Source organism: Shewanella goraebulensis, from assembly GCF_030252245.1.
Lineage (GTDB): Bacteria > Pseudomonadota > Gammaproteobacteria > Enterobacterales > Shewanellaceae > Shewanella > Shewanella goraebulensis.
In genome coordinates, this window is sequence record NZ_CP126972.1 from 4,087,450 (window position 1) to 4,112,255 (window position 24,806).

General features: G+C 41.2%; 22 protein-coding genes. 7 read left to right on the top strand and 15 right to left on the bottom strand.

Annotated features, from left to right (window positions below):
- Window positions 1–284: 284 nt before the first annotated feature.
- Window positions 285–1,166 carry a sensor domain-containing diguanylate cyclase gene (locus QPX86_RS17265; protein ID WP_285163322.1) on the top strand — a complete coding sequence of 294 codons (882 nt, stop codon included), beginning with the start codon at window positions 285–287 and terminating at the stop codon, window positions 1,164–1,166.
- A gap of 18 nt (window positions 1,167–1,184) precedes the next feature.
- On the opposite strand, the gene QPX86_RS17270 is transcribed toward QPX86_RS17265, so the two are convergent.
- Window positions 1,185–2,237 (bottom strand): DUF3626 domain-containing protein, encoded by a 1,053-nt coding sequence (locus QPX86_RS17270; RefSeq protein WP_285165192.1) that lies wholly within the window; start codon window positions 2,235–2,237, stop codon window positions 1,185–1,187.
- Between the two features lie 463 nt (window positions 2,238–2,700).
- Here QPX86_RS17270 and QPX86_RS17275 point away from each other — a divergent pair, with 463 nt between their 5' ends.
- The 3 genes from QPX86_RS17275 to QPX86_RS17285 all read left to right on the top strand — a co-directional run bounded on the left by QPX86_RS17275 (window position 2,701) and on the right by QPX86_RS17285 (window position 6,204).
- Window positions 2,701–4,155, top strand: a complete 1,455-nt coding sequence (locus tag QPX86_RS17275) for a DEAD/DEAH box helicase (RefSeq protein WP_220752935.1) — start codon at window positions 2,701–2,703, stop codon at window positions 4,153–4,155.
- Window positions 4,156–4,399: 244 nt separating this feature from the next.
- Entirely contained in the window at window positions 4,400–5,173 is a 774-nt protein-coding gene (locus tag QPX86_RS17280; RefSeq protein ID WP_220752936.1) for a hypothetical protein, read from the top strand.
- Window positions 5,174–5,478: 305 nt separating this feature from the next.
- Window positions 5,479–6,204 (top strand): DUF6445 family protein, encoded by a 726-nt coding sequence (locus tag QPX86_RS17285; protein ID WP_285163323.1) that lies wholly within the window; start codon window positions 5,479–5,481, stop codon window positions 6,202–6,204.
- 69 nt (window positions 6,205–6,273) lie between these two features.
- Here the strand turns inward: QPX86_RS17285 and dbpA are convergent, their stop codons facing one another.
- A complete protein-coding gene (dbpA, locus tag QPX86_RS17290; protein ID WP_220752938.1) occupies window positions 6,274–7,677 on the bottom strand; it encodes an ATP-dependent RNA helicase DbpA in 1,404 nt (467 codons plus the stop codon).
- A gap of 162 nt (window positions 7,678–7,839) precedes the next feature.
- Window positions 7,840–8,706 carry a pirin family protein gene (locus QPX86_RS17295; protein ID WP_220752939.1) on the bottom strand — a complete coding sequence of 289 codons (867 nt, stop codon included), beginning with the start codon at window positions 8,704–8,706 and terminating at the stop codon, window positions 7,840–7,842.
- Window positions 8,707–9,100: 394 nt separating this feature from the next.
- Between QPX86_RS17295 and QPX86_RS17300 the strand changes: the two genes are divergently transcribed.
- Window positions 9,101–9,940 carry a leucine-rich repeat domain-containing protein gene (locus QPX86_RS17300; RefSeq protein WP_285163324.1) on the top strand — a complete coding sequence of 280 codons (840 nt, stop codon included), beginning with the start codon at window positions 9,101–9,103 and terminating at the stop codon, window positions 9,938–9,940.
- Window positions 9,941–10,031: 91 nt separating this feature from the next.
- Here the strand turns inward: QPX86_RS17300 and QPX86_RS17305 are convergent, their stop codons facing one another.
- The 5 genes from QPX86_RS17305 to mpl form a co-directional block, all read right to left on the bottom strand.
- Complete coding sequence (locus QPX86_RS17305) at window positions 10,032–10,802, bottom strand: ABC transporter permease (RefSeq protein WP_220752941.1); 771 nt, start codon at window positions 10,800–10,802, stop codon at window positions 10,032–10,034.
- Window positions 10,799–11,737 (bottom strand): ABC transporter ATP-binding protein, encoded by a 939-nt coding sequence (locus QPX86_RS17310; protein WP_220752942.1) that lies wholly within the window; start codon window positions 11,735–11,737, stop codon window positions 10,799–10,801. Before QPX86_RS17310 ends, QPX86_RS17305 begins: the two co-directional genes overlap by 4 nt.
- A 69-nt stretch (window positions 11,738–11,806) precedes the next feature.
- On the bottom strand, window positions 11,807–12,337 hold the full coding sequence (gene hpt / locus QPX86_RS17315; protein WP_102526467.1) for a hypoxanthine phosphoribosyltransferase: 531 nt from the start codon (window positions 12,335–12,337) through the stop codon (window positions 11,807–11,809).
- 39 nt (window positions 12,338–12,376) lie between these two features.
- Window positions 12,377–13,048, bottom strand: coding sequence for a flavin prenyltransferase UbiX (locus QPX86_RS17320; protein ID WP_220752943.1), 672 nt, complete (start codon window positions 13,046–13,048; stop codon window positions 12,377–12,379).
- Window positions 13,049–13,139: 91 nt separating this feature from the next.
- Window positions 13,140–14,540: a UDP-N-acetylmuramate:L-alanyl-gamma-D-glutamyl-meso-diaminopimelate ligase gene (mpl, locus tag QPX86_RS17325; protein WP_285163325.1), complete on the bottom strand. Its 1,401-nt coding sequence runs from the start codon at window positions 14,538–14,540 to the stop codon at window positions 13,140–13,142.
- 299 nt (window positions 14,541–14,839) lie between these two features.
- Here mpl and QPX86_RS17330 point away from each other — a divergent pair, with 299 nt between their 5' ends.
- Complete coding sequence (locus QPX86_RS17330) at window positions 14,840–16,645, top strand: glycoside hydrolase family 9 protein (protein WP_285163326.1); 1,806 nt, start codon at window positions 14,840–14,842, stop codon at window positions 16,643–16,645.
- A 56-nt stretch (window positions 16,646–16,701) separates the two neighbouring features.
- On the opposite strand, the gene QPX86_RS17335 is transcribed toward QPX86_RS17330, so the two are convergent.
- The 3 genes from QPX86_RS17335 to QPX86_RS17345 form a co-directional block, all read right to left on the bottom strand.
- A complete protein-coding gene (locus QPX86_RS17335; RefSeq protein ID WP_285163327.1) occupies window positions 16,702–17,004 on the bottom strand; it encodes an AzlD domain-containing protein in 303 nt (100 codons plus the stop codon).
- Window positions 17,001–17,888 carry an AzlC family ABC transporter permease gene (locus tag QPX86_RS17340; protein ID WP_285163328.1) on the bottom strand — a complete coding sequence of 296 codons (888 nt, stop codon included), beginning with the start codon at window positions 17,886–17,888 and terminating at the stop codon, window positions 17,001–17,003. The genes QPX86_RS17335 and QPX86_RS17340 overlap by 4 nt, the downstream gene beginning before the upstream one ends.
- 277 nt (window positions 17,889–18,165) lie before the next feature.
- Window positions 18,166–18,624 (bottom strand): hypothetical protein, encoded by a 459-nt coding sequence (locus QPX86_RS17345; RefSeq protein ID WP_285163329.1) that lies wholly within the window; start codon window positions 18,622–18,624, stop codon window positions 18,166–18,168.
- A gap of 179 nt (window positions 18,625–18,803) precedes the next feature.
- On the opposite strand from QPX86_RS17345, the gene QPX86_RS17350 reads away from it, so the two are divergent.
- Window positions 18,804–20,177 (top strand): hypothetical protein, encoded by a 1,374-nt coding sequence (locus tag QPX86_RS17350; protein ID WP_285163330.1) that lies wholly within the window; start codon window positions 18,804–18,806, stop codon window positions 20,175–20,177.
- Between the two features lie 199 nt (window positions 20,178–20,376).
- Here the strand turns inward: QPX86_RS17350 and QPX86_RS17355 are convergent, their stop codons facing one another.
- The 4 genes from QPX86_RS17355 to QPX86_RS17370 form a co-directional block, all read right to left on the bottom strand.
- Entirely contained in the window at window positions 20,377–21,240 is an 864-nt protein-coding gene (locus QPX86_RS17355; RefSeq protein ID WP_285163331.1) for an ion transporter, read from the bottom strand.
- 263 nt (window positions 21,241–21,503) lie between these two features.
- Entirely contained in the window at window positions 21,504–22,751 is a 1,248-nt protein-coding gene (gene ftsZ, locus QPX86_RS17360; RefSeq protein WP_285163332.1) for a cell division protein FtsZ, read from the bottom strand.
- 31 nt (window positions 22,752–22,782) lie between these two features.
- Entirely contained in the window at window positions 22,783–23,859 is a 1,077-nt protein-coding gene (locus tag QPX86_RS17365) for a helix-turn-helix transcriptional regulator (RefSeq protein ID WP_285163333.1), read from the bottom strand.
- A gap of 262 nt (window positions 23,860–24,121) precedes the next feature.
- Window positions 24,122–24,802, bottom strand: a complete 681-nt coding sequence (locus QPX86_RS17370) for a Fe2+-dependent dioxygenase (protein ID WP_285163334.1) — start codon at window positions 24,800–24,802, stop codon at window positions 24,122–24,124.
- Window positions 24,803–24,806 lie beyond the last annotated feature (4 nt).

A 24,806-nucleotide genomic window follows, 5' to 3' on the forward strand; every position in this document is an offset into this window, starting at 1 on the left:
TTATAGAGAAGTGTTAACTGATTCACACATTGCTAATAAACACTGTGTTAATGATGAACTATAATTCTACGCGATAGTCATTGCTAGAGCAGTATAAGAAAGGTAAATTTTTGTTCATTATTTAAAAGCTGAATCACGGCTGACTCTTGCTTAAACTAACAAACTTAAATCTGCTTAAACTAACAAACTTAAATCTTACTTCATTTGAGTTTATACGCTTAAAAGGACTATCACGATTAATTTAAATGCATCACTTTCTAACAGGATGAAGAAGGTATTATTAAATGGACGTTGATCTTTCAGCTCTTAGAGCACAAGCTTTTAACTACTTATTTGATGCAGTGGTTGTCACAGATGCTGCAGGCATTGTCATCGACTGGAACTGTGGTTCTCAACAGCTATACGGCTATAGTAAAGAGGACATTATCGGCCAGCCCGTCAGTCTGCTTCACGTCCCCGAAGACAGCGCTTCCATCACTGATTTAGTCATATCCTCAGTCGAACAACACGGCAAGTGGACAGGGGAAATCCGCTTCTTGCATAAAGATGGCTCTATCGGTTGGGTTGAGTCCATGTGTGTACCGCTATTTGATAACAACCAACAATTTATCGGCGCTTTAGGCATTAATCGTGATATCACTAAACGCATTGAAGATGCACAGCAATTATTAAATTTAGCTTGCTACGACCAACTAACTCAAATCCCAAATCGTCACTTATTGATGGATAGAGTGAAACACTCTATTGAACGCTGTAAGCGCCTTAGCACTAAATTCAGTCTATTTTACTTAGATTTAGATGACTTTAAAAAGATCAATGATACCTATGGTCATTGTAATGGTGACAAAGTGCTTATTGAAACCGTAGCAAGACTAAATGAGGTTATTAGGGAATCTGATACATTAGCGAGAATGGGCGGCGATGAGTTTGTATTACTGCTAGAAGATATCGAAGATAACAATGATAACTCGCACATGGCAGATCTGTTAATTAGTGCGTTAGATAAACAATTTACTATCGATGGACAGAAAATATTACTCAATTGCAGTGTCGGTATCGCGACCTTTCCCGACTCGGGTGATGACTTTGATACCTTAATTAAAGCGGCAGACTTTGCCATGTATAAATCAAAACGCCAAGGCGGCGCAACTTATCGGTTTGGTTAAGCGACTTTATCAGATTTCTTAAACCCCAAACTTAACTAACACATGCCACATTAACTTGAGCTGCTGAATTTGCTGAGCTTGCTTACTTCGCTCACTCCATGACACAGGACTTTCTGACAACACTTGCGCTGCGCGGCCAATAACCTCAGCTGTAATGATATTATCTCGAGCGATGACTTTGGCTAAATCTGGCATCGCGGCACCGCGAAAATCATCTGGCACCTTCACAACCTCAAGCTGATAGCCTTGGTGCCATAGCAGTTGAATATCGTATTCACTGCACAAGGTTTGCATCACCTCTCCGATATCTGTGTCTTTAAAGCTAGGATCCGCTACCAGATAGCCAATATCATTATCTAATGATACTTCTCCATGAATTTGCGCTTCAATGTAATGGTCAAGATTAGACAGCGCACTACGCTCAAACCTAGCATTTACTCCCTTTGAAAGCTGATAAGACACATGCTCAACAATCCCAGCAGGCTTAATGTCTTTAACGCCTAATGCATATTGGCGCTCAAAGCATTCGCTCAATAACGCAGCCAAGACCACTTCAAAGCAATTCAAGGTGCCTTTTTCTTTGGGCAAGCGGTATGAATCCATGTAACTGAACGTACAACGTGAAAGCACTTGAGTATGAGTCAAGAAATAACAGCTACCAAATCGAGGCGCGGGCCCCATCGGGCATAAACCAATATCTAACGCTCCGTACTTAGGGCGCAGCTTCACACCTGAATAGCTATTGCCAAAAAGCTGGTTCTCCCAATGATCTCTTGGCCCACCTAATTCGGGCGATAGCTGCCCATTGGAAATATGAGTTTCAAACTGACTTTTATAACATCCATCTTTCAATAACCCTGCGGCCACTGATAAGCCACGGCTATCGATTCGATCTGGATGAAAGTGTAATGCAACGCGGCCATGCTGATGCAGGGATTGCATTGCTTGCTGGACATTAAAGGTTGGAATGTTGGACATTAGCAGCACATTTTTAATCACAGAGCTGGAATGCTCACGCAAACAAGCAACAGTATGTTCGATATGTAACTGCGCTGCAGACTTTCGATTCATCACTTGCCCTCCCTGTGCTTTTGTTTGATCGTGTCAGAGCACTCTTCCAAGTACACTATTTTAAGTGCAATTTCTCTAGCTCACTTTACTAAGTGTTCAGCCAGGTTCACTGTACTAAACGCTGTGCTAAGTAAGGTGCCAACTGCCCTGCTAAGTGCTTGTATTTCATTGTATGTAAAATAATCGTCATTAGCACAAAAGATTAAAACTAATTCATCATTTGAGCATATAAAGCTGAAATAAAACTAATTAGCAAAGCTTGATACCTTTTAACTCTGCCTCAAAAGCCAATAAAATAAATGGACTGCAATATTGCTCTGCTCAGCTACAGACTTGGATTAAAGAGGAATATTTAAGCGATTAGATGGCGCTCTAGCAGTGTTTCAGGTAAGCTTCACGGCCGCCATTAATGGCCCCCCTATTCAGTCATAGCAACGTATACGTTGCCCAAAGAGATCATTCTATGAGTTTTGCCTCACTAGGCTTAAGCGCAGCAATTTTAAAAGCTGTTGAAAAACAAGGGTATGACACCCCATCAGCAATCCAAGAACAAGCTATTCCTGCCGTCCTAGAAGGCAAAGACGTAATGGCAGCTGCCCAGACAGGTACTGGCAAAACTGCAGGCTTTACTCTGCCGCTATTAGAATTACTCTCAAAAGGTCCGCGCGCTAAGCGTGGCCAAGTCCGTGCATTAGTACTGACACCTACGCGTGAACTTGCAGCTCAAGTGGCTGAAAGCGTATCGACTTACGGCACTAACTTACCGCTGAAATCTGCAGTTGTGTTTGGCGGCGTATCAATAAACCCACAAATTACAACCCTAAGAAATGGTGTTGATATTCTAGTAGCGACCCCTGGGCGTTTATTAGATTTATGCCAACAAAAAGCCTTAAGCTTTAGTCAACTTGAAGTACTGATTTTAGATGAAGCCGACCGCATGTTAGATATGGGCTTTATCCGCGACATCAAAAAAGTATTGGCCATGCTGCCAAAACAACGCCAAAACCTAATGTTCTCAGCTACCTTTTCAGACGAAATCCGTGATTTAGCAAAAGGCTTAGTGAATAACCCCGTTGAGATTTCAGTGACACCGCGTAATGCGACTGCCAACACAGTTGAGCAAAGTGTTTATGCCGTAGACAAAAGCCGTAAAGCGCGCATCTTAACTAAGTTAATTAAAGAGAATAACTGGCATCAAGTACTGGTATTTTCTCGCACCAAGCATGGCGCTAACCGCTTAGCGAAAAACTTAGATGCTGACGGCATTAATGCTGTTGCTATTCACGGTAACAAAAGCCAAGGTGCACGTACTAAAGCCCTTGCTGACTTCAAAGCAGGCAAAGCACAAGTGATGGTAGCAACTGATATTGCTGCCCGCGGCATTGATATTGACCAACTGCCATTTGTGGTTAACTTTGACTTACCTAATGTCCCTGAAGATTATGTTCATCGTATTGGTCGTACCGGCCGCGCTGGTGCAACAGGTTTAGCCGTGTCTTTGGTTAGTGATGAAGAAGTTAAGTTACTGCATGACATCGAAAGACTGATTAAGCGCACTGTTGAACGAAAAGTGATTGAAGGCTATGAAGCTTGCCATGACTTACCTGAAGCAAACTTAAAAGGCGGACATCGCACGGCTAATCATAAAAAGCCTAATCCGAATCGCCGTAAGCATGCCAACCAAACTGATAGCCAAAAACAAGGGCAAAATCAGGGCCAAAAACAAGGTCAACGTCCAGCGCCTAAAGGCAATTCAGATAAGCCAAGCCAGCGTCAACGCGCACGAGCTCGTGCAGAAGCAGAAAATGCGCAGTCAAATGGTGCTAAGAAGCCTCAACGCCGTCAAGGCCGCGCTGATAACGCAAACTCGCAAACGTCGTCAGGAAAAGTTGACCCGTATGCCAATGCAAGACGTTAATAACAGCGCACTCATTACCGCATTAGTACTCGTCTAATTTGTCAGCGTTAAAGCTAATGTGTAAATAGAGTAACCTGTCGTTTCAAAAGCATGAAAGCCTATCGCTTTCATGCTTTTTTTATACTCGTCATTTACCTAAACCCTTGCCTCAAACGTTATTCTGAAACGCTAAAAGTTGCCAGATTGAATGACATCGTTCATGATTATTAAATCATCATTATGAAAATGTCATCATGGAAGATTTATGAAATATTTAGGGTTTTTCACTCTCGTTTTATTGCTGGCTTTAGGTAGCTTATTTGTAGGCTTACAAATAGGAAAAACCATAGATATTAGTGATATTACACAAGCAAAAACAGAACAATCCTTGTCATTAGCAGAGCATGAGCCATCAGCGTTTACTCAACAGCCTTCAGCACTTAAACACGAGTCAGCCCAACTGGTTGCGGAACTGAAAAAAGAGGTGCAACAGCTCAAACAACAACTTGCAGAAAAGAACAGCCTAATTGATGCAATGAACTCTTCAATGGGCTTGTTAGAGCAGCAAGTTGAAATTGCCTATACCGAAATAGATGAGGCGATAGAACAAACCAATAATTCCCCTTTTCACCCTGAGCCATCAAGTATCACTGCCGAGCAAGCTAAACAGTGGGTACCGCAAGCTTTTGCTAATATGCTGGCTAACCAACAAGGGGATATGGTGGATCTATTTAAACGTCATCACCAAGATGAAATCAACCATGATTGGGCCGTTAACCGTGAGCAAGCATTACGTGATGCCATCGATATCAGTGAATCTTCATCAGGGGTCGACATAGAGTCTATCAATTGCAAAACAACCACCTGTGAAATTCGTGGAATGGAATTATCACCCAATGCGTGGATGCAAGTGAGTCAACAAATCCAAGGGGGAAATCTAGGTAAAAATGTCAGCACTTGGTCATATCTCGCCAGTGATGACAATGGCGACACCTTGATTTATATGTTGTCAGAGGTTGATGAGGCTAACGCACAATAATTTTTTATTCCATTATATCGTTAACACCCGCCTTTAAGACTAAAGTCCTATACTCAAAACACAACATAAACAATAAGCTGCATTCAATTCATCACTTAATGAGAATGAGCTTGAAACTGTACTTAGAAGGTTAGCGCAATTAGATAGATCTAAATGCGATAATCCATCGTACACTCTGCATCTATTAGTTTATCAATGTCACCATTTATAAATGTCACGATTTATAATTAGCACTCGTTATTATCGTTACTATTTATCCACAAATAGTGCTAATCGACATTGATGTAAAGGAATACATTACTGCCATGATTGAGCATTCCAATATATCTGCAAGCGCAATGAATAAAGCATTACATATTCAAGTCACGCACATTCCCAATAGTGAGCATTTAATCTGGATTATCGACGATTTTATTGATGACTTTGATGCACTGGTAGAATATAGCAATACCAAAGCTTATTTTAATCCGGCTGGTGCCGACGGAACCTTATTTCCGGGTTTACGTGATGAAATGCCCAAACCCTATTACCAAACCTTGTCATCGTTATTTGAATTACTCGCAATGCAGCCAAAAGGCGAAATGTTTAAACAACATCAAATTGCTAAATGCTGGCTATCAAAGGTCACGTTAACGCCATTACAACTGAATGCACATCAAACTATGCCTCATTTTGATTCCTTAGCCTGCCACGATATGGCTGCAGTGCATTACCTTAATGATAACAATCTGGGTGGCACCAGTTTTTACCGCTATAAAGGCGCAGATAAGCTGAACTTGTCCCATGATGACAAAGACATCATTTTAAAGATGGTTGATGAGGTCAAACAAACTGCCACCAATCGAAAGGGTTATATTAATGATTCAGATGAGCTGTTCGAAAAGGTGTTTAGTGTTGACGCTAAACCTAATCGTTTAGTCATTTACTCGGGCAATATATTACATAGTGCCAATATTACTGATGATGTTGAGTTTGATAAAAAAGCACTGAATAACCGCACTTCAATTAACTCATTTTTTAGTGTGGCTTAACGGCCATTTATATTCAAAAAAAAGCGAGCTTAGTCTGCACTAAGCTCGCTTTCAGTTACTTTTCAAATATTACAAAAACCAAGCGCGGTAAGTCTTACCTTTCAAACGACCTTTGGTAATTTTGTTCAATGCTTTTTTCGAGGCATCACGTTTAACGGCTACAAATGAGCGAATATCGGTGACTTTAATCTTACCAATATCAGCACCATTAATGCCGTTTTCACCTGTTAAACCACCCACAATGTCACCAGGGCGAATTTTATGCTTTTTACCGGCATCGATTTGAATAGTGATCATTTCCGCTTCTTGCGGTTGCTTGTTAAGCACGTTCATTGAAGGCAGTGTTTCACCATCAATTTCTTTGCCAATAAGCTCTTCAATTTCTACCATTCTGTGACCATCTGAATGACTAAAGAAGGTATAAGCTGCGCCTTTACTGCCAGCACGACCTGTACGGCCAATACGGTGAATGTGCACTTCAGTATCGTAAGCAATGTGGTAGTTAAATACTGCTTCTAAGTCTTCGATATCTAAACCACGAGAGGCGACATCAGTTGCCACTAAAATGCGCGCACTGCGGTTAGCAAAACGCAGTAGCATTTGATCGCGATCGCGCTGCTCTAAATCACCGTGCAAAGCCAACACACTAAAACCTTGATCAGCTAAGGTGTCTGCTACTTTTTGAGTCTCACGTTTGGTATTACAAAATACCACGGCGCTTTCAGGCTGCTTTTCAAGTAACAACAAACGCAATGCTTCTAAGCGGGCATCATTATCTTCAGTATGATAAAAATGCTGCTCGATGGTGTGGTTATCATGAGTTGCTTCTACTTTAACCATTAACGGCTTATACATGATTTGATCAACAATCTGCTGAATTTGCTCAGGGAATGTCGCACTGAACAAAAGCGTTTGACGCTCGTGTGGTGTTTCAGCAATGATTTGATCAATATGATCTTGGAAACCCATTTCCAGCATGCGATCCGCTTCATCTAATACCAACATGTTAACGTTGCTTAAATCTAAACGGTTGCGATCTAAATGATCAACGATACGACCGGGTGTCCCCACAATGATATGTGCGCCATGCTCAAGTGAGCCAATTTGTGGGCCCATTGGAACGCCGCCACACAAGGTCAATACTTTGATGTTATGAATGCCACGGGCTAGAGTACGAATGTCTTTAGCAACTTGATCGGCAAGTTCACGAGTTGGACATAGCACCATAGTTTGAATGCGAAAACGTTTCACATCTAACTTATTTAACAGCCCTAAACCGAACGCAGCAGTTTTACCTGAACCGGTTTTTCCTTGGCCAATCACATCATCACCCGCCAGAATAGCTGGTAAGCTTTCAGCTTGGATTTGAGTCATAGACTCGTATCCCAATGTTTTAAGGTTATCAAACAAACCTGGTTTAAGATTAAGTGATGCGAAAGCCGTATTAGCGGCCTGTTCAGTAGACTGACTCAAGGTGAATATCCTCTGATATCAAAGCAAAGTTGGATAGTAGAAACAACTCGGCCAAGGATAAAATACCTTGGCCAAATGTTTGAATGTCTATTGTAGCAATTTTATCCGCTAGTCGCTGACATTTATTTGAATAATGGTGCTGCAATTAGCATAAAACAACTATTAGGCAATCTCACCAAAACGCCCCTGTTGATAATCATCAATAGCCTGATTAATTTCAGCTTGAGTATTCATCACAAACGGCCCCATGTGGACAATTTTTTCATTTATCGGACTGCCTGCTAATAGCAATAACCCAGTGTCTTTGTTGCCAGCTTTAATATGGGTATTTTGCTCAGGTTTTATCACCAATAAGTGACCTTCCGTTGCAACAGCCAACTCTCCTTTGGCATCAGTATATTCAAGCTCACCTTGATAGATATAAGCGCTTACGCTTTGGTGCGCTGACAAATCGATATCCGCTTTGCCGTTTTCATTTAGCATGACATCAGCAATGGCGCCTTGGCCCGCTAAGCCTTGAATACTGGCCTGTATGACCAGATCCGAATCTGCAAATTGCCAGTTTCCTGACAATGCTTTAAGCGCAGCGCCACGGCTATTTGTTGCCGTTGGATTTGGATTTTCAGTGGTGTCTTGGTATATAGCTGGGCGCATCTTGTCCTTGGCTGGCATATTCAACCAAATTTGAAACCCATGCAGTCCTTCATTGGCATCTGCTAGTGGCATTTCAGAATGAATAACACCACTGCCCGTGCTCATCCACTGCACATCACCTGTTCGAATAGCTTTAACATTGCCGAGTTGGTCACGATGCTCAAAGCCGCCTTTACGAATATAGGTAAAGGTTTCAATTCCGCGATGAGGATGCGGCGGGAAACCACCAATAAAATCTTGTTGATCATTTGACTTTATCTCATCGATCATCAAATAAGGGTCGAAGCGGGTATTCATAAAGTCAGCCACTCGCTTGATATTAACTCCATCACCATCCATAGCTGGTCTTGCAGTAAATTTGCTTAATACCTTCATCATTAGCATCTCTGTAAACTGTTAATGAGGTCACTTTAGCAGCCAAATAGTCGAAGGAATATTGCAATTAACAGCAGTTATCATTCGATTTACTAGAACAATAGATTAATTCTCCCTCCAACCACGAAGCTCACAATACAGTTGATACATGTGATTCAATTTGTAACGTCACTTCACGAACAAAAAAGCACAAAGCAGCTTGAACCGTTACTTTTTAAGTGAATACATCTATTTGTTCATTATTTCTGATCCTTTACCACTACTTAACTCAACACAAGTATCCAACAAATGTCTCATCATTAAAGTTTAGAAAACAAACACTATCAAAATCTCCCTATATCAATAAACATAAATATAAACAGCTAGATAAACAGCTAGATAAAGGATTGGTATTATGAGGTTCGGTAAAGGATTAAGCTCAATTTTTATGATATTTGCTTTAGCGGCATGTAATGACTCTGACGAGTTAAATGAGCTGGACTCAATAAGGTTTGAATCTGCGACGGTTCAAAATTGTTTTGATGTACTAAGAGACAGAAGCGGCTGGGAAAACCTCTCTGATATACAGACTTTCTCATGCAGTGGTGATGATTTAGATGCTAAAGGCATCGAAGAAATGGCAATATTTACAAGCTTAAAAGAATTAGACATATCTTCAAGCGGCGCCAAAGATATTGATTTATCTTCATTCAGTACATTGGAGAAAATTAAGCTTACCTTTAACTTATCTTTAAGTAGCTTACATTTATCTGAAAATCATTCACTCACTGAAGTATCACTTTGGAATAATGCCGAAGTACAATTAGACGTAGCTAACTTGGTTAGCCTAAAAACCATTGATGCCGTATCTAACAATATGAGTTACCTTAATATTTATAATACTCCTCAACTAGAATCCCTCAATGTAATGGACAATAATTTGTCTACTATAGATATTTCAGATAATCATAATTTACGAACATTGCACTTAGATATGAATGAATTTAGCCATATCAATTTGCAAGAAAATATCAATTTAGAAACACTCACGATTGGTCTTAATGCAATACAGTCAATTGATTTAACTCAAAATACCCAGCTTAAAACCTTCGACGCAGGCATTTGCCAATTAACAACGATTAATTTAAATGCTAATAGGCTGCTGGAAAGCGTAAGGCTTGATAACAATCCTTTTGATCAAGCCACACTTGATTACTTGAGCGCGATAGACTGGATAGATAGTCAGAGTTTTTAAGTAACTCATTCAATAAAAAAGGACTCTATTGAGTCCTTTTTTATTAACAACCATTACTTAAATAGACAATTAACTACGCCTTCAGTAAAAACTAGCTACGCAGGCCAATACCACGCGAAATTAAGTAATAAGCCACAAACCATAGTCCAGCACAGAAGCTAATCATTATCCCGATTGATAAAGGTACGCTCATATCGGCAAAGCCAAGGAAGCCATAACGGAATACGTTAATCACATAAACCACAGGGTTAAGCGCTGACACCCCTTGCCAGAAATCAGGCAATAGAGATAACGAGTAAAACACCCCTCCTAAATAGGTGAGTGGCGTTAATACAAACGTTGGGATGATACTGATGTCATCGTAGCTTTTAGCAAATACTGCGTTAATAAGACCGGCTAGCGCAAACATGACTGAGGTTAAAAATGCCGTTAGCACCACATAACCTAAATGATGGACACTGATATCAACAAAGAACATGGCCACTAAGGTCACGATACAACCCACTAATAAACCTCGGGCAACACCACCGCCGACGTATCCTGCAATCAGCACATAATGTGGCACAGGCGCGACCATGATTTCTTCGAGGTTTCGCTGAAATTTAGCACTGTAAAATGACGAACCCACATTCGAGAATGAGTTAGTAATCACCGACATCATGATAAGACCTGGTGCAATAAACTCCATGTAGCTCACGCCACCCATTTGGCCAATGCGACTCCCTACAAGATTACCGAAGATTAAGAAATATAATGTCATGGTAATCGCTGGCGGCACGATAGTTTGCACCCAAATACGGGTAAAGCGATTAATCTCTTTGGTCAGAATACTTTTGAAAGCGATTAAATATAACTGGTTCATTTTTTTGCCTCCTTGGCTTTTTCGACCAATTCAACAAACAACTCTTCAAGACGGTTAGCTTTATTACGCATTGAGGTCACTTCGATACCATCGGCAGATAACTGAATAAATACCTCGTTAAGGTTGTCATCTTTAACAACATCGACCTCAAGGGTGTGCGAATCAGTTAAACGACATTTAAATTTACCAAGGTCAGGGGCGGCTTCAATATCATGACGTAAGTCTAAAATGAAGGTTTCCATATTCAGCTTGCTAAGTAAGGACTTCATTGTGGTGCATTCCACCAGCATGCCTTGGTCAATAATACCGATATTACGGCAAAGCATTTCAGCTTCTTCAAGGTAATGGGTGGTGAGAATAATCGTGACACCTTGGGCATTAATTTGCTTTAAAAAATCCCACATTGAACGACGAAGTTCAATATCAACACCCGCGGTTGGTTCGTCCAATATCAGCAGTTTTGGTTCATGCATCAAAGCACGGGCAATCATTAAACGACGTTTCATACCGCCTGATAACTGGCGCGCTTGGGCATGACGTTTTTCCCACAAATCCAGTTGCGATAGGTATTTCTCGGCGCGTTGCAATGCGATATCGCGTTTTACGCCGTAGTAACCAGCTTGATTGACGACAATTTGCTGCACTGTTTCAAACTGATTAAAGTTGAACTCCTGCGGTACTAAACCAATGCATAGCTTGGCTTGTTCAAGCTGTTTATCAATATCGTAGTCAAAAACCTTCACTTGTCCTTGTGTCTTTTGCACCAGCGAACTGATCACACCAATGGTGGTGGACTTACCCGCACCATTTGGGCCTAACAAAGCAAAAAAGTCACCTTGCTTAACAGTGAGGTTGAGGGTTTTAACCGCTTCAACTCCACCCTTATAGGTCTTTTTAAGGTTTTCGATAACTAATGCATTGGCGCTTTCGCCCATGATGAATTCCCTCTACTCAATAAACAAAAACTCCCGCCTATAGCGGGAGTTTACATACCAAAGGTGACATTAATCTAATGGCACAACTTTAGCGATGTAAGGCAGGTTACGATACTGCTCAGCATAGTCGATACCATAACCTACGATGAACTCGTCAGGAATGGTAAAACCGATAAAGTCGACAGGTACGTCTACTTCACGGCGCTCTGGCTTATCTAATAAAGTACACAGCGCTAAGCTTTTTGGCTCACGCAGTAATAGCATTTCGCGTACTTTATTTAAGGTGTTGCCTGAATCAATTAAATCTTCAACGATCAATACGTCACGATCAATGATCTCAGATGAAACATCTTTTAAGATTTTCACATCACGTGTACTAGTCATTGCATTGCCATAGCTAGAAACAGACATAAAGTCGATTTCAACATGGCCCTTAATACGGCGACATAAGTCAGCCATAAAAACCACAGACCCTTTCAATAAGCCGACCATTAACAAACGCTCGCTGTCTGCGTAATGGGCATTAATCCTTTCAGCTAATATATCCAGTTTTTCGTTGATTTCTTCTGCAGAAATCATCACTTCGGTTGTGTGTTTCATATTACTCTCAGTTGTCGTGATTTTAGGACTTAACGTAATTTAAATTGCGGTGTCGTCGCGAGACTTTTGTGAAGCATAACCCCAGCGATTTGTTAGCCCATGTTCAATACCCAAATGATCTAGAATTCGGGAAACCATGAAGTTTACCAGATCTTCTATCGATTGGGGATGGTGATAAAAGCCTGGGGCTGCTGGCATGATGGTCGCGCCGTTACGTGTCAGGCTCAACATATGCTCTAAGTGTATGGCGCTAAAAGGAGTTTCTCTTGGTACAAGGATTAGTTGGCCACGCTCTTTTATGACTACATCTGCCGCTCTTTCTAACAAATTGTTACTCATTCCCGTTGCCACAGCAGCTAAAGTGCCAGTTGAACAAGGGCAAATCACCATTTGCTTTGGCGCTGCGCTACCTGATGCCGGTGGCGAGAACCACTCGTCTTTACCTAAAACCACCAATTCACCGACAGATGAATCAGTCATTTCAAAATGATTTAATAGCTGCTCATGGGCTTTTTCTGAATTAGCACTGAGCTGCAAACCTTCTTCGGTAGCCAGTACAACTCGCGCTGCACTCGATATCATTAAAAATACCTGATAATCGGCAGCTAATAAGCACTGTAATAGTTTTAAACCATAAGGTGCACCTGAAGCGCCAGTCCATGCAAGACTGATCGCTTTAGCGCGTTTGTTGTACTGCGTTGTATTACTCATAAACTCTCTAAATACAGCTAACGGATTAAGTTAACTTGTTATACGTTCAACATACTGCGACAGGCACAATGTTGTTAAAAAATCTTACCCACTAGTTTAAAGCATTAATGAGTTTTTGATGAATACCGTTAAAGCCGCCATTACTCATAATGACGATGGTATCACCAGCGCCAGCCTCAGCACTAACTAAAGCGATAATCTCATTAATGTCTGTTGATACCATTACCGGCAAGCTCGCACTCGCCATATTGGTTTTAATATCCCAACCAATATTGTCAGCTTGGTACAAAAAGGCACAATCCGCCAATGCCATTGATGCGGCTAAGGTGTCTTTGTGTACGCCACTTTTCATGGTGTTAGACCGTGGTTCGAGCACCACAATCAGTTTTCCTGTAGCAGCTTGACCTTCGCCAACTTTAGCTCGTAAGCCCTGCAAGGTCGTTTCAATCGCTGTTGGGTGATGAGCAAAATCATCATACACCGCAATACCATTGACGGTATCAAGCAGCTCTAAACGGCGCTTAGGTGGCGCAAACTTGGTTAACGCTTCAATGGCAAGCGCTGGCGCCACACCCACATGGCGCGCTGCAGCAATAGCCATAACTGCATTTTCAATATTATGCTGGCCAATTAAACCCCAGTTTAAAATGCCTTGAGACTCGCCATTAAACATCACTTCAAATTCATGGCCGTCAGCCGCAATGGAGTTCGCGTACCAACCTTCTTGGCTGCTATTTTGACTATTATTAGTCGCGTGGAACAACTCTTGCTCGCTCCAGCACCCAAGTTCAATCACTTCTTTAACTGCGTTATTTTCAGCAGGCCAAATCACTTTACCTTCGCCCGGCACGGTGCGAATAACATGATTAAATTGCTTTTGAATTGCGGCTAAATCAGCAAAAATATCGGCATGGTCAAACTCAAGGTTATTAATGACTAAAGTGCGTGGACGGTAATGGACAAACTTAGATCGTTTATCGAAAAAGGCGCTGTCATATTCATCAGCCTCAACCACAAAAAAGGGCGAATTACCTAAGCGTGCTGAAACGCCAAAGTTTTGTGGAACACCACCAATTAAAAAGCCTGGTTCATAACCGCAATCTTCTAATACCCACGCCAGCATGCTCGAGGTCGATGTTTTGCCATGAGTCCCAGAAACCGCAAGCACCCAACGTTCAGGCAAAATATATTCTGATAAAAACTGCGGGCCAGAAGTGTATTTAATGCCGCGATTAAGTACCGCTTCAACGCACGCATTACCTCGGCTCATCGCATTGCCAATCACCACAATATCAGGCTGACTTTCGCCTTCTTTACCTAATTGAATTGGGTCAAAGCCTTGAATGAGCTCAATACCTTGCTCTTCAAGCTGAGTGCTCATTGGAGGATAAACATTGGCGTCACTGCCAGTGACTTTGTGTCCCATCGCACGGGCTAATAATGCGAGGCCGCCCATAAAAGTGCCACAGATCCCAAGAATATGTACGTGCATGCAATTGCTCTATTGAGAATGATTTGTGGCTTATTCTAAAGCATTGCGACATAGATTGTCAGGTCACAATAACAAGCTTTAATGTTTAGCCATGACCAACACAAGACGAGCCGCATGACTAACACAAAAGTAAGCAGCGGCTTAGTGAATACAGTAAACAGATTCCCACAGTTTTACCCTTCTGTAACTGAACATTAGGATTGTTAGCTATGTTGCATAATCAATTCTAACTGGTCATGTTTCATTATTGATAAAAAAGCCGTAATAATGGCTTAGCCGATTTTCAACAAGGACTGAAAATGAATAACCTTACCAGCAAAAAGACCAAGCAGTGGATATCACCTTTTAAACGCTCAGCAAGCTTGTTGGCATTTATGAGTATCACTGTACTGGTCAGTCATAGCAGTGTTGCCGGTGAGCAGGATATTCGTTTTAATCAACTTGGGTTTGGGGTGAATGCTGCAAAAACTGCCGTGGTCAATAATACAGCGTCTGAGAGTTTTAGCCTCATTGAGCAAACATCTGGTAAAACGGTTTATCAAGGTAAGCTAAGCGCAGCTAAAGTGTGGTCCCCCTCAGCAGAAACCGTAAAACTCGCTCAATTTGATGATTTTACTCAAGCAGGTGAATACCAGCTAAAAGTTGATTCCCTTGCGCTCTCCCATCCTTTTTCAATCTCTGAATCTCGCTATAATCAGCCATTAAAAACGGCCATACGAGCTTACTTTTATAATCGCAGTGGCGCGGTTATCCAACAAGAGTATGCTGGCATATATGCCCGCCCAGCAGCGCACCCAGATACCATTGTTTATGTTCATCAATCTGCGGCTTCAAAAACTAGGCCCGAAGGCACAGTGATTTCATCGCCAAAAGGTTGGTACGATGCCGGCGATTACAATAAATACATCGTTAATTCTAATATCACGGTTTACACCTTATTAAGCGCACTGGCAGAGCAAGCTGGTGCGCTATCAAACCTCAAGCTTAATATTCCAGAATCAAGCAATAACTTGCCCGACACTCTTGATGAAATCCTGTGGAATATGGAGTGGATGCTCACCATGCAAGATCCTGCCGATGGCGGTTTGTACCACAAGCTCACCACCAAACGCTTTACCGGCGAAGATGAAATGCCCCATATGATGGACCAGCCCCGTTATGTCATTGCTAAATCTACCGCCGCCACTCTGGGTTTTGCAGCAACTATGGCTAAAGCTAGCCAAATATTGGCTCAGTATGATGCAAACTTGCCAGTAACCTCCTTTGATAACACCAGCTACAGCCAGCAATTACTTCGCGCGGCCAAATATGCATGGCAATGGGCGATTAAAAACCCCGACATTCATTATCAACAACCTTCTGATATTCACACAGGTGCTTACGCAACAGCTGGAGACGATTTAAAAGATGAATGGTTATGGGCCGCTGCTGAGTTATTTGCTGCATCTGGCGAAGATGAATACCTCAATGCAATTGAGTTACCCAAAAAACTGCGAATTCCTGAATGGGATAAAGTCGAAACCTTAGCCTTAATCACCATAGCAACCACTGACAAGTCACCTAAAAACTTGAAGCAGCAAGCCCAGTCTCAATTATTACAGCTGACTGATAGCTGGACAAAAGTGGGCGAAGATTCAGCTTATGGCCTTGCTATTAGCGAGCAAGATTTTGTTTGGGGCAGTAACTCCAACATGCTCAATAAAGCCGTGACTTTAGTTAGAGTTAGTCAGCTATTATCCACCACAGAGCAACAAGACAGTTTGTATACCAAACACGCAGAGGCCATTGTCGATTACATTTTTGGTCGCAACCCTCTTGGGATTTCTTTTGTGACAGGTGTAGGGCTTATGTCGCCTATGAATGTTCATCACCGCGCCTCTATGGCTGATGGCATTAAAGCGCCAATTCCTGGCTTTTTAGCAGGCGGACCGCAACCAGGTCAGCAAGATGCGGGCGATTGTAAAAAACAAGGCGGTATTTACCCATCGCCCCATGCTGCTTTGTCTTATATTGATCACGGCTGTAGCTATGCCAGTAACGAAGTGGCGATTAATTGGAATGCGCCGCTGGTATACATGTTAGCGGCGCTATCTGAAACAAAGTAAGTGCATTAGGAGTTAGCCGCGCTTTATGAAACTAAATAAGTTCAAGCGGTTCTGTATTAAAAAATGATAAAAAAAAGTCCTATGCTGAGCACAGTGGTCAATAGGGTATTGCGGGTAAAGTGCGCTAATAGGGTCGCCACAACACCGCAGACTAAATAACTATTATTAAAGCTAATATCTAAATGGCCTTCTGGAGCGAATACAATTGGCGCCAAAATAGCGGTTAATACTGCTGGCGCCGAGTAGCTTAAAAACGTCAGGGTTTTATCGCTGAGTTTTAGTGGCAGTTTAGGCTCTAACAGTAAATAACGGCTAATGAAGACCAACGCAGCCATCGATAAAATAATTATCCATATCATGACTGTTCTCCTACTGAATCAGCTGACTTAACGGGCTCTGAGCGTTTATGTTCACCGGTGAGCTTGGCATAAGTCACCCCAGCAAACATCCCCGACAATGACGCAATTAATAGCCCAGCTTGAATATCAAAAACAGCACACACCACAGCTAAGGTTAATGACACCAACACACAAATAAGTATCGACGGTTTTTTAACTGTCGGAACAACCAACGCAATAAACGTGGCCGCAATGGCAAAATCTAATCCCAGTTCATCAAGATTATCAATCGATTGACCAGCGATAATCCCTAAAAAGGTCGCAATATTCCAACCAATATAGAACGTTAAACCACCACCAAGGGCGTACCAGCGATCAAACTTATGCCTTGGTAATGGTGATTTTGATGATGACAATGGCAGCTTTGGTGAATGGGAAGTGTCAGCAAGTGGTTTATCATTTTGATTATTTTGCAGCTCGACACTGTCATTATTGGCTTTAGCTGTGTGCTGGCTGTGATTAGAAATAGCGAATAATTCATCAGTGAGTAAAAAGCCTAACCCGAGACGCCATTTTAGTGGCAAAGGGCTGATTTGAGATCGCATTGCCATGGCATAGAGCAAATGCCTTGAGGTAATTAATAGCGTAGTAATTAAAATACTGCCTAACCCCACACCCGCTTTAATCATCCCTAGTGCCACTAATTGCGCACTACCTGCAAAAATAATCGCCGACATCGCTTGGCTTTGGCTCGCAGTTAAGCCAATTTCTAACGCAAGTGAACCCGCTAAAATCCCCCAAGGGATCACTGCAATAGTTAGCGGCATAACCGCCAGTAAGCCTTTCAAGAAAGACTGGCGCTTTAACTTGGGATCTCGCTCGTCGGTAATATCATATTCAGGCATGTTATAGCGCTTCCATGAAAGAGAGGTGGCAAGTTATCGTGAGAATCCACATCCTTGTTGCCACAAAGCATCAACTAAAGACTAAACTAGCAAACAAACAAAAATTAGCATATTCGAATAAACGAAATGTAGTTAAATTTTCTTATAAACATAAAAAAGCTGCCCGTAGGCAGCTGATTAACTCACTATATTATTGACTCTCTTTAACTGGCTTTTTTAACTGGCTACCTTTTTAAATGACTATCTTTAAATGACAATCCGTATCTGAAAACCCACTCTAAATATCAAGCAAAGTCAGTATTGTTTTACCTAGTAAAGTTTCTACGATCTCTCGTCCTTCCCCAGGGAAATGACCATCGACCATTTTGATTAAGTTGGTCATGCCATTTACGGTCATATCCGATGGTTCTGGCAGAGTTGAATTAGCCACTAGCATATTCAAAATATAGCGAAAGTGCTTAACCGATAGCGCTTTATGCCAGCTCTCAGTTAATGTCTCTTTTGAACTAAAATCTAATTGCTCAGCAAATATCGGGAATACTTTCCCTTTTAGCGCATGGGCAAACTCTTTATTCGATTCGTAATAGCCTTGTAAGGTACTTTTTCGCACCCCTGCTACTTTGGCAATGTTGTCATACGTTACACAATGCCAGCCACTTTCAAAAAAGATATCCAAAATAATTTGGTTATACTTCTTAAAGTTAGCTTCTTTCTCTTCTTTAGAAATCTTCGCCATTACTTTTAACTCTTTAATTAAGTGCCCTTTCAACTGCTGATCATTGTGCACTAATCTCACATAAAATCAATATTAGGTATTAAATACGAAAAAATACTTGCATTACGTATCGAATACGAATAACCTACACGCAATTCGTACCAAGTACCGTTATAATTTTATCATTGAGAGAGAGAAACATGAAAAAATCAGTATTAGCATTATCAGTCATTTCAGCATTATTTCTTGCAGGTTGTAGTTCAGATGATGACAATGAAGTGGTTACACCTGAGCCCGTAGAAAAATCTCGTGATGTTACTGTTGAGGTTTCTTCAATCTATGGAGAGTTAAGCACTACTCCAATGAGTACTTATTCTGAAGATGGAACTGGATCAATCGCAGAATGTAAATTAGCTATTTCAAAGACAAGTCCATCTGAAGACAGCGCTTCTGTACCATTCGATCTTCAATACTGTAATGACGGTTACACTCTTACTATCGAGCACGATGGTGAAACTATCACCCGAACAGGAATAAGTTTAACTGAAAAAGTTACAGCAGGTAACGTAACTGGTGCAGTCACATTTACACTAACTCACCCTGAATTAGAAAGTATTGAAGATTCTTATTATTACACCTTATCAGGCTCCGCAACTGTTGATGCTTCAGAAGTCGACGTCAAGTTAATAGCTACCAACGAAAATTGGTCTCTAGTTACTGTATCTAACAACTCAGACATCTCCGAAGCTCGATTAAACACAATTAGCATGATTTCTCACGATTCAATGTCTCGCAACACTATTACTCGTACAGACTTCATCATGTACACAAAAGAGTCAGAATCATTCCTAGAAGTAGAGTCTAAAAAGCACTCTAGTTATGGTTCTACTTATGTTGAAACCCAAACGAACAAGCATCATCACTTACCTTTAGTAATCAATGAAGACGGCTCTGTGATCATCAACCCAGGGTTCGGTGGTGATCCTATTAAAGTTACTCCTGCCTCCCCAGTAATGGAAGATAGCGCTTTGCTTGTAAATGGCCTATCTAACTACACTGTTGATAGTTTAAGCGGTGCTGTAACTTACACAATTGATGCACCAAACGCTCGCGATGTTGAACCATACTCATACACTCAAATCTCCATAGCTGATTCGAAGAATACAATTGCTGACTACTCTATCGAGTTTGATGCATTAACTACTCGTCTAGACGAAACAACAGCATTTCCAACTCTATCTATCTATGTAACTGACAATCCTGGTAGTGGTAATAACGGAGACTTAAAACAGAACACTAACTTAAAGTTCTACGGTGTTCGAAATGAATCTGGAAATATGTTAGTAAGAGCATATAAACATGATGGTATTCAGTGGAATGGCAAAGTTGATGATAATAATAGCCCGCTATACGAGCCAATTAGTGAATATAATACATGGCATGTTTCTTCTACTTGGGGCGAAGATGCGACTCAAGGAAATTTTTACATTCGTTACAACGACGACTCAGAAAATACAGGGGCAACAGTAGTAATCACAGAGCATGAATTTTCTTTAAAGTCAGAAACTGAGTAATCTTTGTAGTTGCATTTTATACAAGCAATTTAACCCCTCTGAAATAACTTTTCTTGGGGTTTTATTCTTTAACTTTTATCAGGCTTAAAGCTTTCTCAATAATTAGCTTATTAATTTACCTACTGTTTTATTTTAGATATTTAAAATATTGAAAATAAAAGGCTTCCTCTTGGAAGCCTTTTTTATTTCTAAATCACGGTTAGCTTTTCTTTGCTAGTAACTCTGTCAATTGATCAATCTTGGCATTCAATAATCTAATATCTTCTGATGTTGCCATGTCTGAATTTTTAGGTAACTCGCTCGCTCCCTCAACATTATTTTCAGCTCCAGATTCAGCATCTTTCTCATCCTGCTCTTCTCGCATGATTTTGGTTTCTTCACCCATCACATCAAGCACGGCTCCAACCATCATATTGAGGAAAACAAAGGTGGTTAAGAAGATAAAGCTTAAATAATACAGCCAGCTTAATGGGTATACTTCCATGGTTTCGTACATGATGGACGTCCAGGATTCGAACGTCGAAATACGGAACAAGGTCAGCATCGCAATCGACACATCACCCCACAAAAAGTCATTCACATTGGCAAAAAACATGCTGCCAATAGCGCCGTAGATATAGAAAATAACGAACATTAACAAGGCGATATAGCCCATTCTTGGGATTGCTTTGAGCAATGCATTAATCAGCATTCTTAGCTCTGGCACCATAGAGACCAATCTGAGTACACGGAAAATACGCAGTAATCTTGCCAATAGAATAGTCGAACCACCGAGCGGTACTAAGCTGCCAATGACGATAATAGTGTCAAAGATATTCCAGCCTTTGGAAAAAAATGATTTGGTATTATCGCTCGCCATAAAGCGAATAATTAGCTCAATCAAGAAAAACGCCGTAATTGCGATATCTAATACATATAGGCTGTTTTCAAGCAGCGGTGGTAGCTGGTAAGTATGCGCACCGATCGACAAGGCTGATACGATAATCACAAAGATAACAAAACCTTGGAAGGTTTTACTTTGATCAACTTTTTTGAGTGTATTGAGAACGGCTGAGGCTTGCATACTGGCTTATTAGCTCCTATAAATACCCCCTCAATTTTGAGGATGGATGAGACTACTTAACCAAGATTAAAATAGTCTTAAAATGCGCTCCTATAAGCTCTAGCTTATGTCGCAGTAAATTTGAGAGGCGCTAATATACAAGCTTGTTATCTTTTACGCTAATTAACTAATATTAAAGATATATTGTCAGCTACCATTTATAGACTTTTCAATACACTACACTGTGCGACTTTGTTAAATAAGCTGTAGTAGCTCAGACTTGGTCAGCCAATCACCTTAGCTCCCCATCTAATACACGTTGGAGAATCCAGATCTAAGTCAGCAATTTGCTTTTGTTCTTCCTTTTGTGATTTCTCTATTAAAAAATCCTGTAAGCAAAATAACTCTGAAGTATCAAAGCGATCATTGTTAGCATTGCGAGTAATTCCGCTATTGTTTGGGTTAACTAGGGTATTAACACTTGAATCTGAATTCTTGATTACAGTATTTGTTGAACCTTCTTCACTTGAGCAACCTTGTTTAGTCGGTTTGATTTCTTCAGTCGCAGTAACATCAGAACCAATGCCTGTTGCGATAATCATTAATTCAAGTTCGCTCGCTAACTCAGGCAATATCGTTAAACCGATAATCACCATGGCGCTTGGATCTAATTGTTGCTGCAATATCTCACCTATCGCATTGTATTGGCTTAACTCTATATCCTCTGTGGCCATGACACTGACAATCGCACCTTTAGCGAGACTAAAATCCACTTCTTCTAATAAAGGATTGTTAAGAGCACTATTAATGGTATGAGTTAAATCTTGACCTTCAGCTTGCCTTGCCACTCCCATAGCCGCACGGCCTTGGTGACTTACTACTGCAAAAAAATCATTGAGGTCGATATTAATTAAGCCTGATTGGCTTATTGTCGTGGTTAACCCTTGCAGTACGTCTTGTAAAATACGATTACTTTCAAAAAATGCATTCACAAGCGTGATTTTCTTATCCAGCGTTTTAATCAACTTATCATTAGGTAGCACAATGACAGAGCTTGCTTGTTGCATTAACTTTTCGACGCCTACTTGAGCTAGTAGATTTCTTTGATGGCCTTCAAACTCGAAAGGGGTTGTAACTACTGCCACTAATGGTTTGTTTAACTGCGCGGCAATCGACGCAATAAATGGAATGGCTCCAGTGCCTGTGCCGCCGCCCATACCACCCGTTATAAAAATTACATCCGCTAATTCTATGATTTCTTTAATTTGTTGCTCGGACTCTTGGGCGGCCTCGAATCCTTTTTCTGGGTCTGCACCAGCGCCTAACCCTTTGGTGGTTTCAGTGCCAATTTGAAGTTGGGTGTCACACTGTGAAATCGCCAGCGACTGGGCGTCCGTATTCACTGCAATCAGTTTGATATTGTCATTTAATGCTGACTCACTGAGTTGGTTAATCGTATTGCAGCCGCAACCTCCGACACCAAATACGGTAATACATGGCGCTTTACTGGTGTTTGGAATTAAATCGTACATGGGTCATTCTCCTTAAATAGACCCCTGTAACTTATCCTGCGATAGCGACAACCTCTGACGTAGCGTTTGAATCAATGTCGATTAAATCAATGTCGTTTAAATCAATATTGCTACTTTGATATTGCATGCTCACTTTTGCAATCAGACGAGTAAAATGTGCTCTTAACTTTTCAGGTGCTACTACTTCGATATTATCGGCCATCTCCCACAAAAAAGCTCTCAGCCTTTTACTGTCATTCACCGTCGCTTTAACTTGGTAGCGCCCATCTTTAAGTAATTGAATAGTTTGATTTTCACTTAACTTAGCTTTACGTAAAATAAAGCTAGCTGACGCCGATACTAATAGCTCGATATCAATAATATTTGATTGAGTTTCAGCACCGCTTAAATTGATATCAAAATCATCTCTGGTGACAGCAGGAGTATCAAGCACACGAATATCATTGAGCAAATCAATAGACTGCACATAACGTTTTGTATGCACGCTACCAACAGTAAACGCTAAAAGCGCCACCCCTTCTGAAATGGTTATTCCCTCTGGATTAATAGGGCTGTATTCAACCCAATAGCATTGGCCTTTAATCACTTTTTGAATTTGACAGGCAATCTGACGCTTATGCAGCAAAGCATATTGCACTAGTTTAAATGCGGCTGAATCTTGCTCTGAGTAAATTAATGGTGAAGGTTCAGGTAGCTGCGCCACTCGACAAGCCCAATACAACCATGGGTTATCAGGATCGCTTGCAAGAACTTGATCTGCTCGTTCAAAATAAGGGGTTAGTTGCTTAACGCTTTGTGGAGGTAATAACTGTGCAGCACTATGTTTTAAGGTGTGAAAGGCTAACGCCATGTGCTGATCCATCAAGGTTAAATTAAGACCACGCCAGCATGCAGAAATAGACCAACCAAAGGGTTTACATCGGTCATCAAGTTCTAGGCCAAAAAGCCCCATATCACTCATTGATTTCAGCTCACGCTGCACAGTACGTAAACCGACATCAAAATCCCTGTCTTGTAGTCGCTTAGTCAGCACATTTGCAGTGATCTTTCGTGGATGTCTGGGAATTTGTTCAAGCATTGCTAACTGACGCTGAATATTCGTTTGCATTAACCATCTCCATATCTTGAGTTAATAGCATATCGTCAAGCTGCGTCAAATCCTGTCGCAGCAAACTATTTATATCAATAATCCAGACATTTATCAGAGATATCTGCAGCCATTAACGCAAACTCAATTACTAAACTGCAGCAGGTTTCACTTTATTTTGATGCAATGCAAAAAAGAAAAAAGCCCTAAAAAATACATTTTAGGGCTTTAAGTTGGTATATAAGTGACTTAAACAGAACTTGATTTAAGCTACAAGTACCGTCTACAACTGCGCAAATTGGCGTATTAAGTTGTGATAAACATTGTGCAGTTTATCCAGCTCGGTTCGCTCAGTGTTGCCTTTAGCAATTAACGCTTGAATTGATTGGTCCAGTTGATACAGGTTTTGCCGCAGCGAAGACTCTGCCATCATGCTTTGCATCCAAGTGATTGCGGCAACACGTTCACCACGCGTCACTGCTGTCACTTTATGCAAACTGCTTGATGGGTACACTACCGCATAACCTGCAGGTAACTTTATAGATTGTTCGCCAAACTCAGTAGCAATGATTAGCTCGCCACCATCGTATTCGTCAGGCTCAGAGAGAAATACTGTCATCGAAACATCACTGCGAAGTACCACTTGCGTATTTGGTACTCGCATCACCGCAGCATCGACATGAAAGCCATATTCTTCTGACTTAGCATAACGATTAAAGCAGGGTGGAAAGATTTGATGAGGCAAAGCTGCTGACACCACTTTCGGGGTTTCACCGATTTTAGTGAGCAACTGATTAGCTAACTGCTGCACAGCAGGATCACTTGCTACAGCTTGACTGTTTTGCTTAACCGCAGCTGCCATCCCCATGGCCGTATTTCGGCCATCATTCCAGCTTACATCTGCCAGTTGCTTACGGTACAAAGTCACTTCTTCTTTTGACAGTATTTGTTCAATGACAATCATAACT

Coding starts and splice junctions, on each gene's coding strand:
- hpt (WP_102526467.1), bottom strand. CDS start 12,337: ATGAAACACACAACCGAAGTGATGATTTCTGCAGAAGAAATCAACGAA.
- QPX86_RS17345 (WP_285163329.1), bottom strand. CDS start 18,624: ATGGCGAAGATTTCTAAAGAAGAGAAAGAAGCTAACTTTAAGAAGTAT.
- QPX86_RS17310 (WP_220752942.1), bottom strand. CDS start 11,737: ATGGGCGAAAGCGCCAATGCATTAGTTATCGAAAACCTTAAAAAGACC.
- QPX86_RS17330 (WP_285163326.1), top strand. CDS start 14,840: ATGAATAACCTTACCAGCAAAAAGACCAAGCAGTGGATATCACCTTTT.
- QPX86_RS17270 (WP_285165192.1), bottom strand. CDS start 2,237: ATGAATCGAAAGTCTGCAGCGCAGTTACATATCGAACATACTGTTGCT.
- QPX86_RS17365 (WP_285163333.1), bottom strand. CDS start 23,859: ATGCAAACGAATATTCAGCGTCAGTTAGCAATGCTTGAACAAATTCCC.
- ftsZ (WP_285163332.1), bottom strand. CDS start 22,751: ATGTACGATTTAATTCCAAACACCAGTAAAGCGCCATGTATTACCGTA.
- QPX86_RS17265 (WP_285163322.1), top strand. CDS start 285: ATGGACGTTGATCTTTCAGCTCTTAGAGCACAAGCTTTTAACTACTTA.
- QPX86_RS17275 (WP_220752935.1), top strand. CDS start 2,701: ATGAGTTTTGCCTCACTAGGCTTAAGCGCAGCAATTTTAAAAGCTGTT.
- QPX86_RS17320 (WP_220752943.1), bottom strand. CDS start 13,048: ATGAGTAATACAACGCAGTACAACAAACGCGCTAAAGCGATCAGTCTT.
- QPX86_RS17370 (WP_285163334.1), bottom strand. CDS start 24,802: ATGATTGTCATTGAACAAATACTGTCAAAAGAAGAAGTGACTTTGTAC.
- QPX86_RS17300 (WP_285163324.1), top strand. CDS start 9,101: ATGAGGTTCGGTAAAGGATTAAGCTCAATTTTTATGATATTTGCTTTA.
- QPX86_RS17335 (WP_285163327.1), bottom strand. CDS start 17,004: ATGATATGGATAATTATTTTATCGATGGCTGCGTTGGTCTTCATTAGC.
- QPX86_RS17355 (WP_285163331.1), bottom strand. CDS start 21,240: ATGCAAGCCTCAGCCGTTCTCAATACACTCAAAAAAGTTGATCAAAGT.
- QPX86_RS17305 (WP_220752941.1), bottom strand. CDS start 10,802: ATGAACCAGTTATATTTAATCGCTTTCAAAAGTATTCTGACCAAAGAG.
- QPX86_RS17350 (WP_285163330.1), top strand. CDS start 18,804: ATGAAAAAATCAGTATTAGCATTATCAGTCATTTCAGCATTATTTCTT.
- QPX86_RS17280 (WP_220752936.1), top strand. CDS start 4,400: ATGAAATATTTAGGGTTTTTCACTCTCGTTTTATTGCTGGCTTTAGGT.
- QPX86_RS17340 (WP_285163328.1), bottom strand. CDS start 17,888: ATGCCTGAATATGATATTACCGACGAGCGAGATCCCAAGTTAAAGCGC.
- mpl (WP_285163325.1), bottom strand. CDS start 14,540: ATGCACGTACATATTCTTGGGATCTGTGGCACTTTTATGGGCGGCCTC.
- QPX86_RS17295 (WP_220752939.1), bottom strand. CDS start 8,706: ATGAAGGTATTAAGCAAATTTACTGCAAGACCAGCTATGGATGGTGAT.
- QPX86_RS17285 (WP_285163323.1), top strand. CDS start 5,479: ATGATTGAGCATTCCAATATATCTGCAAGCGCAATGAATAAAGCATTA.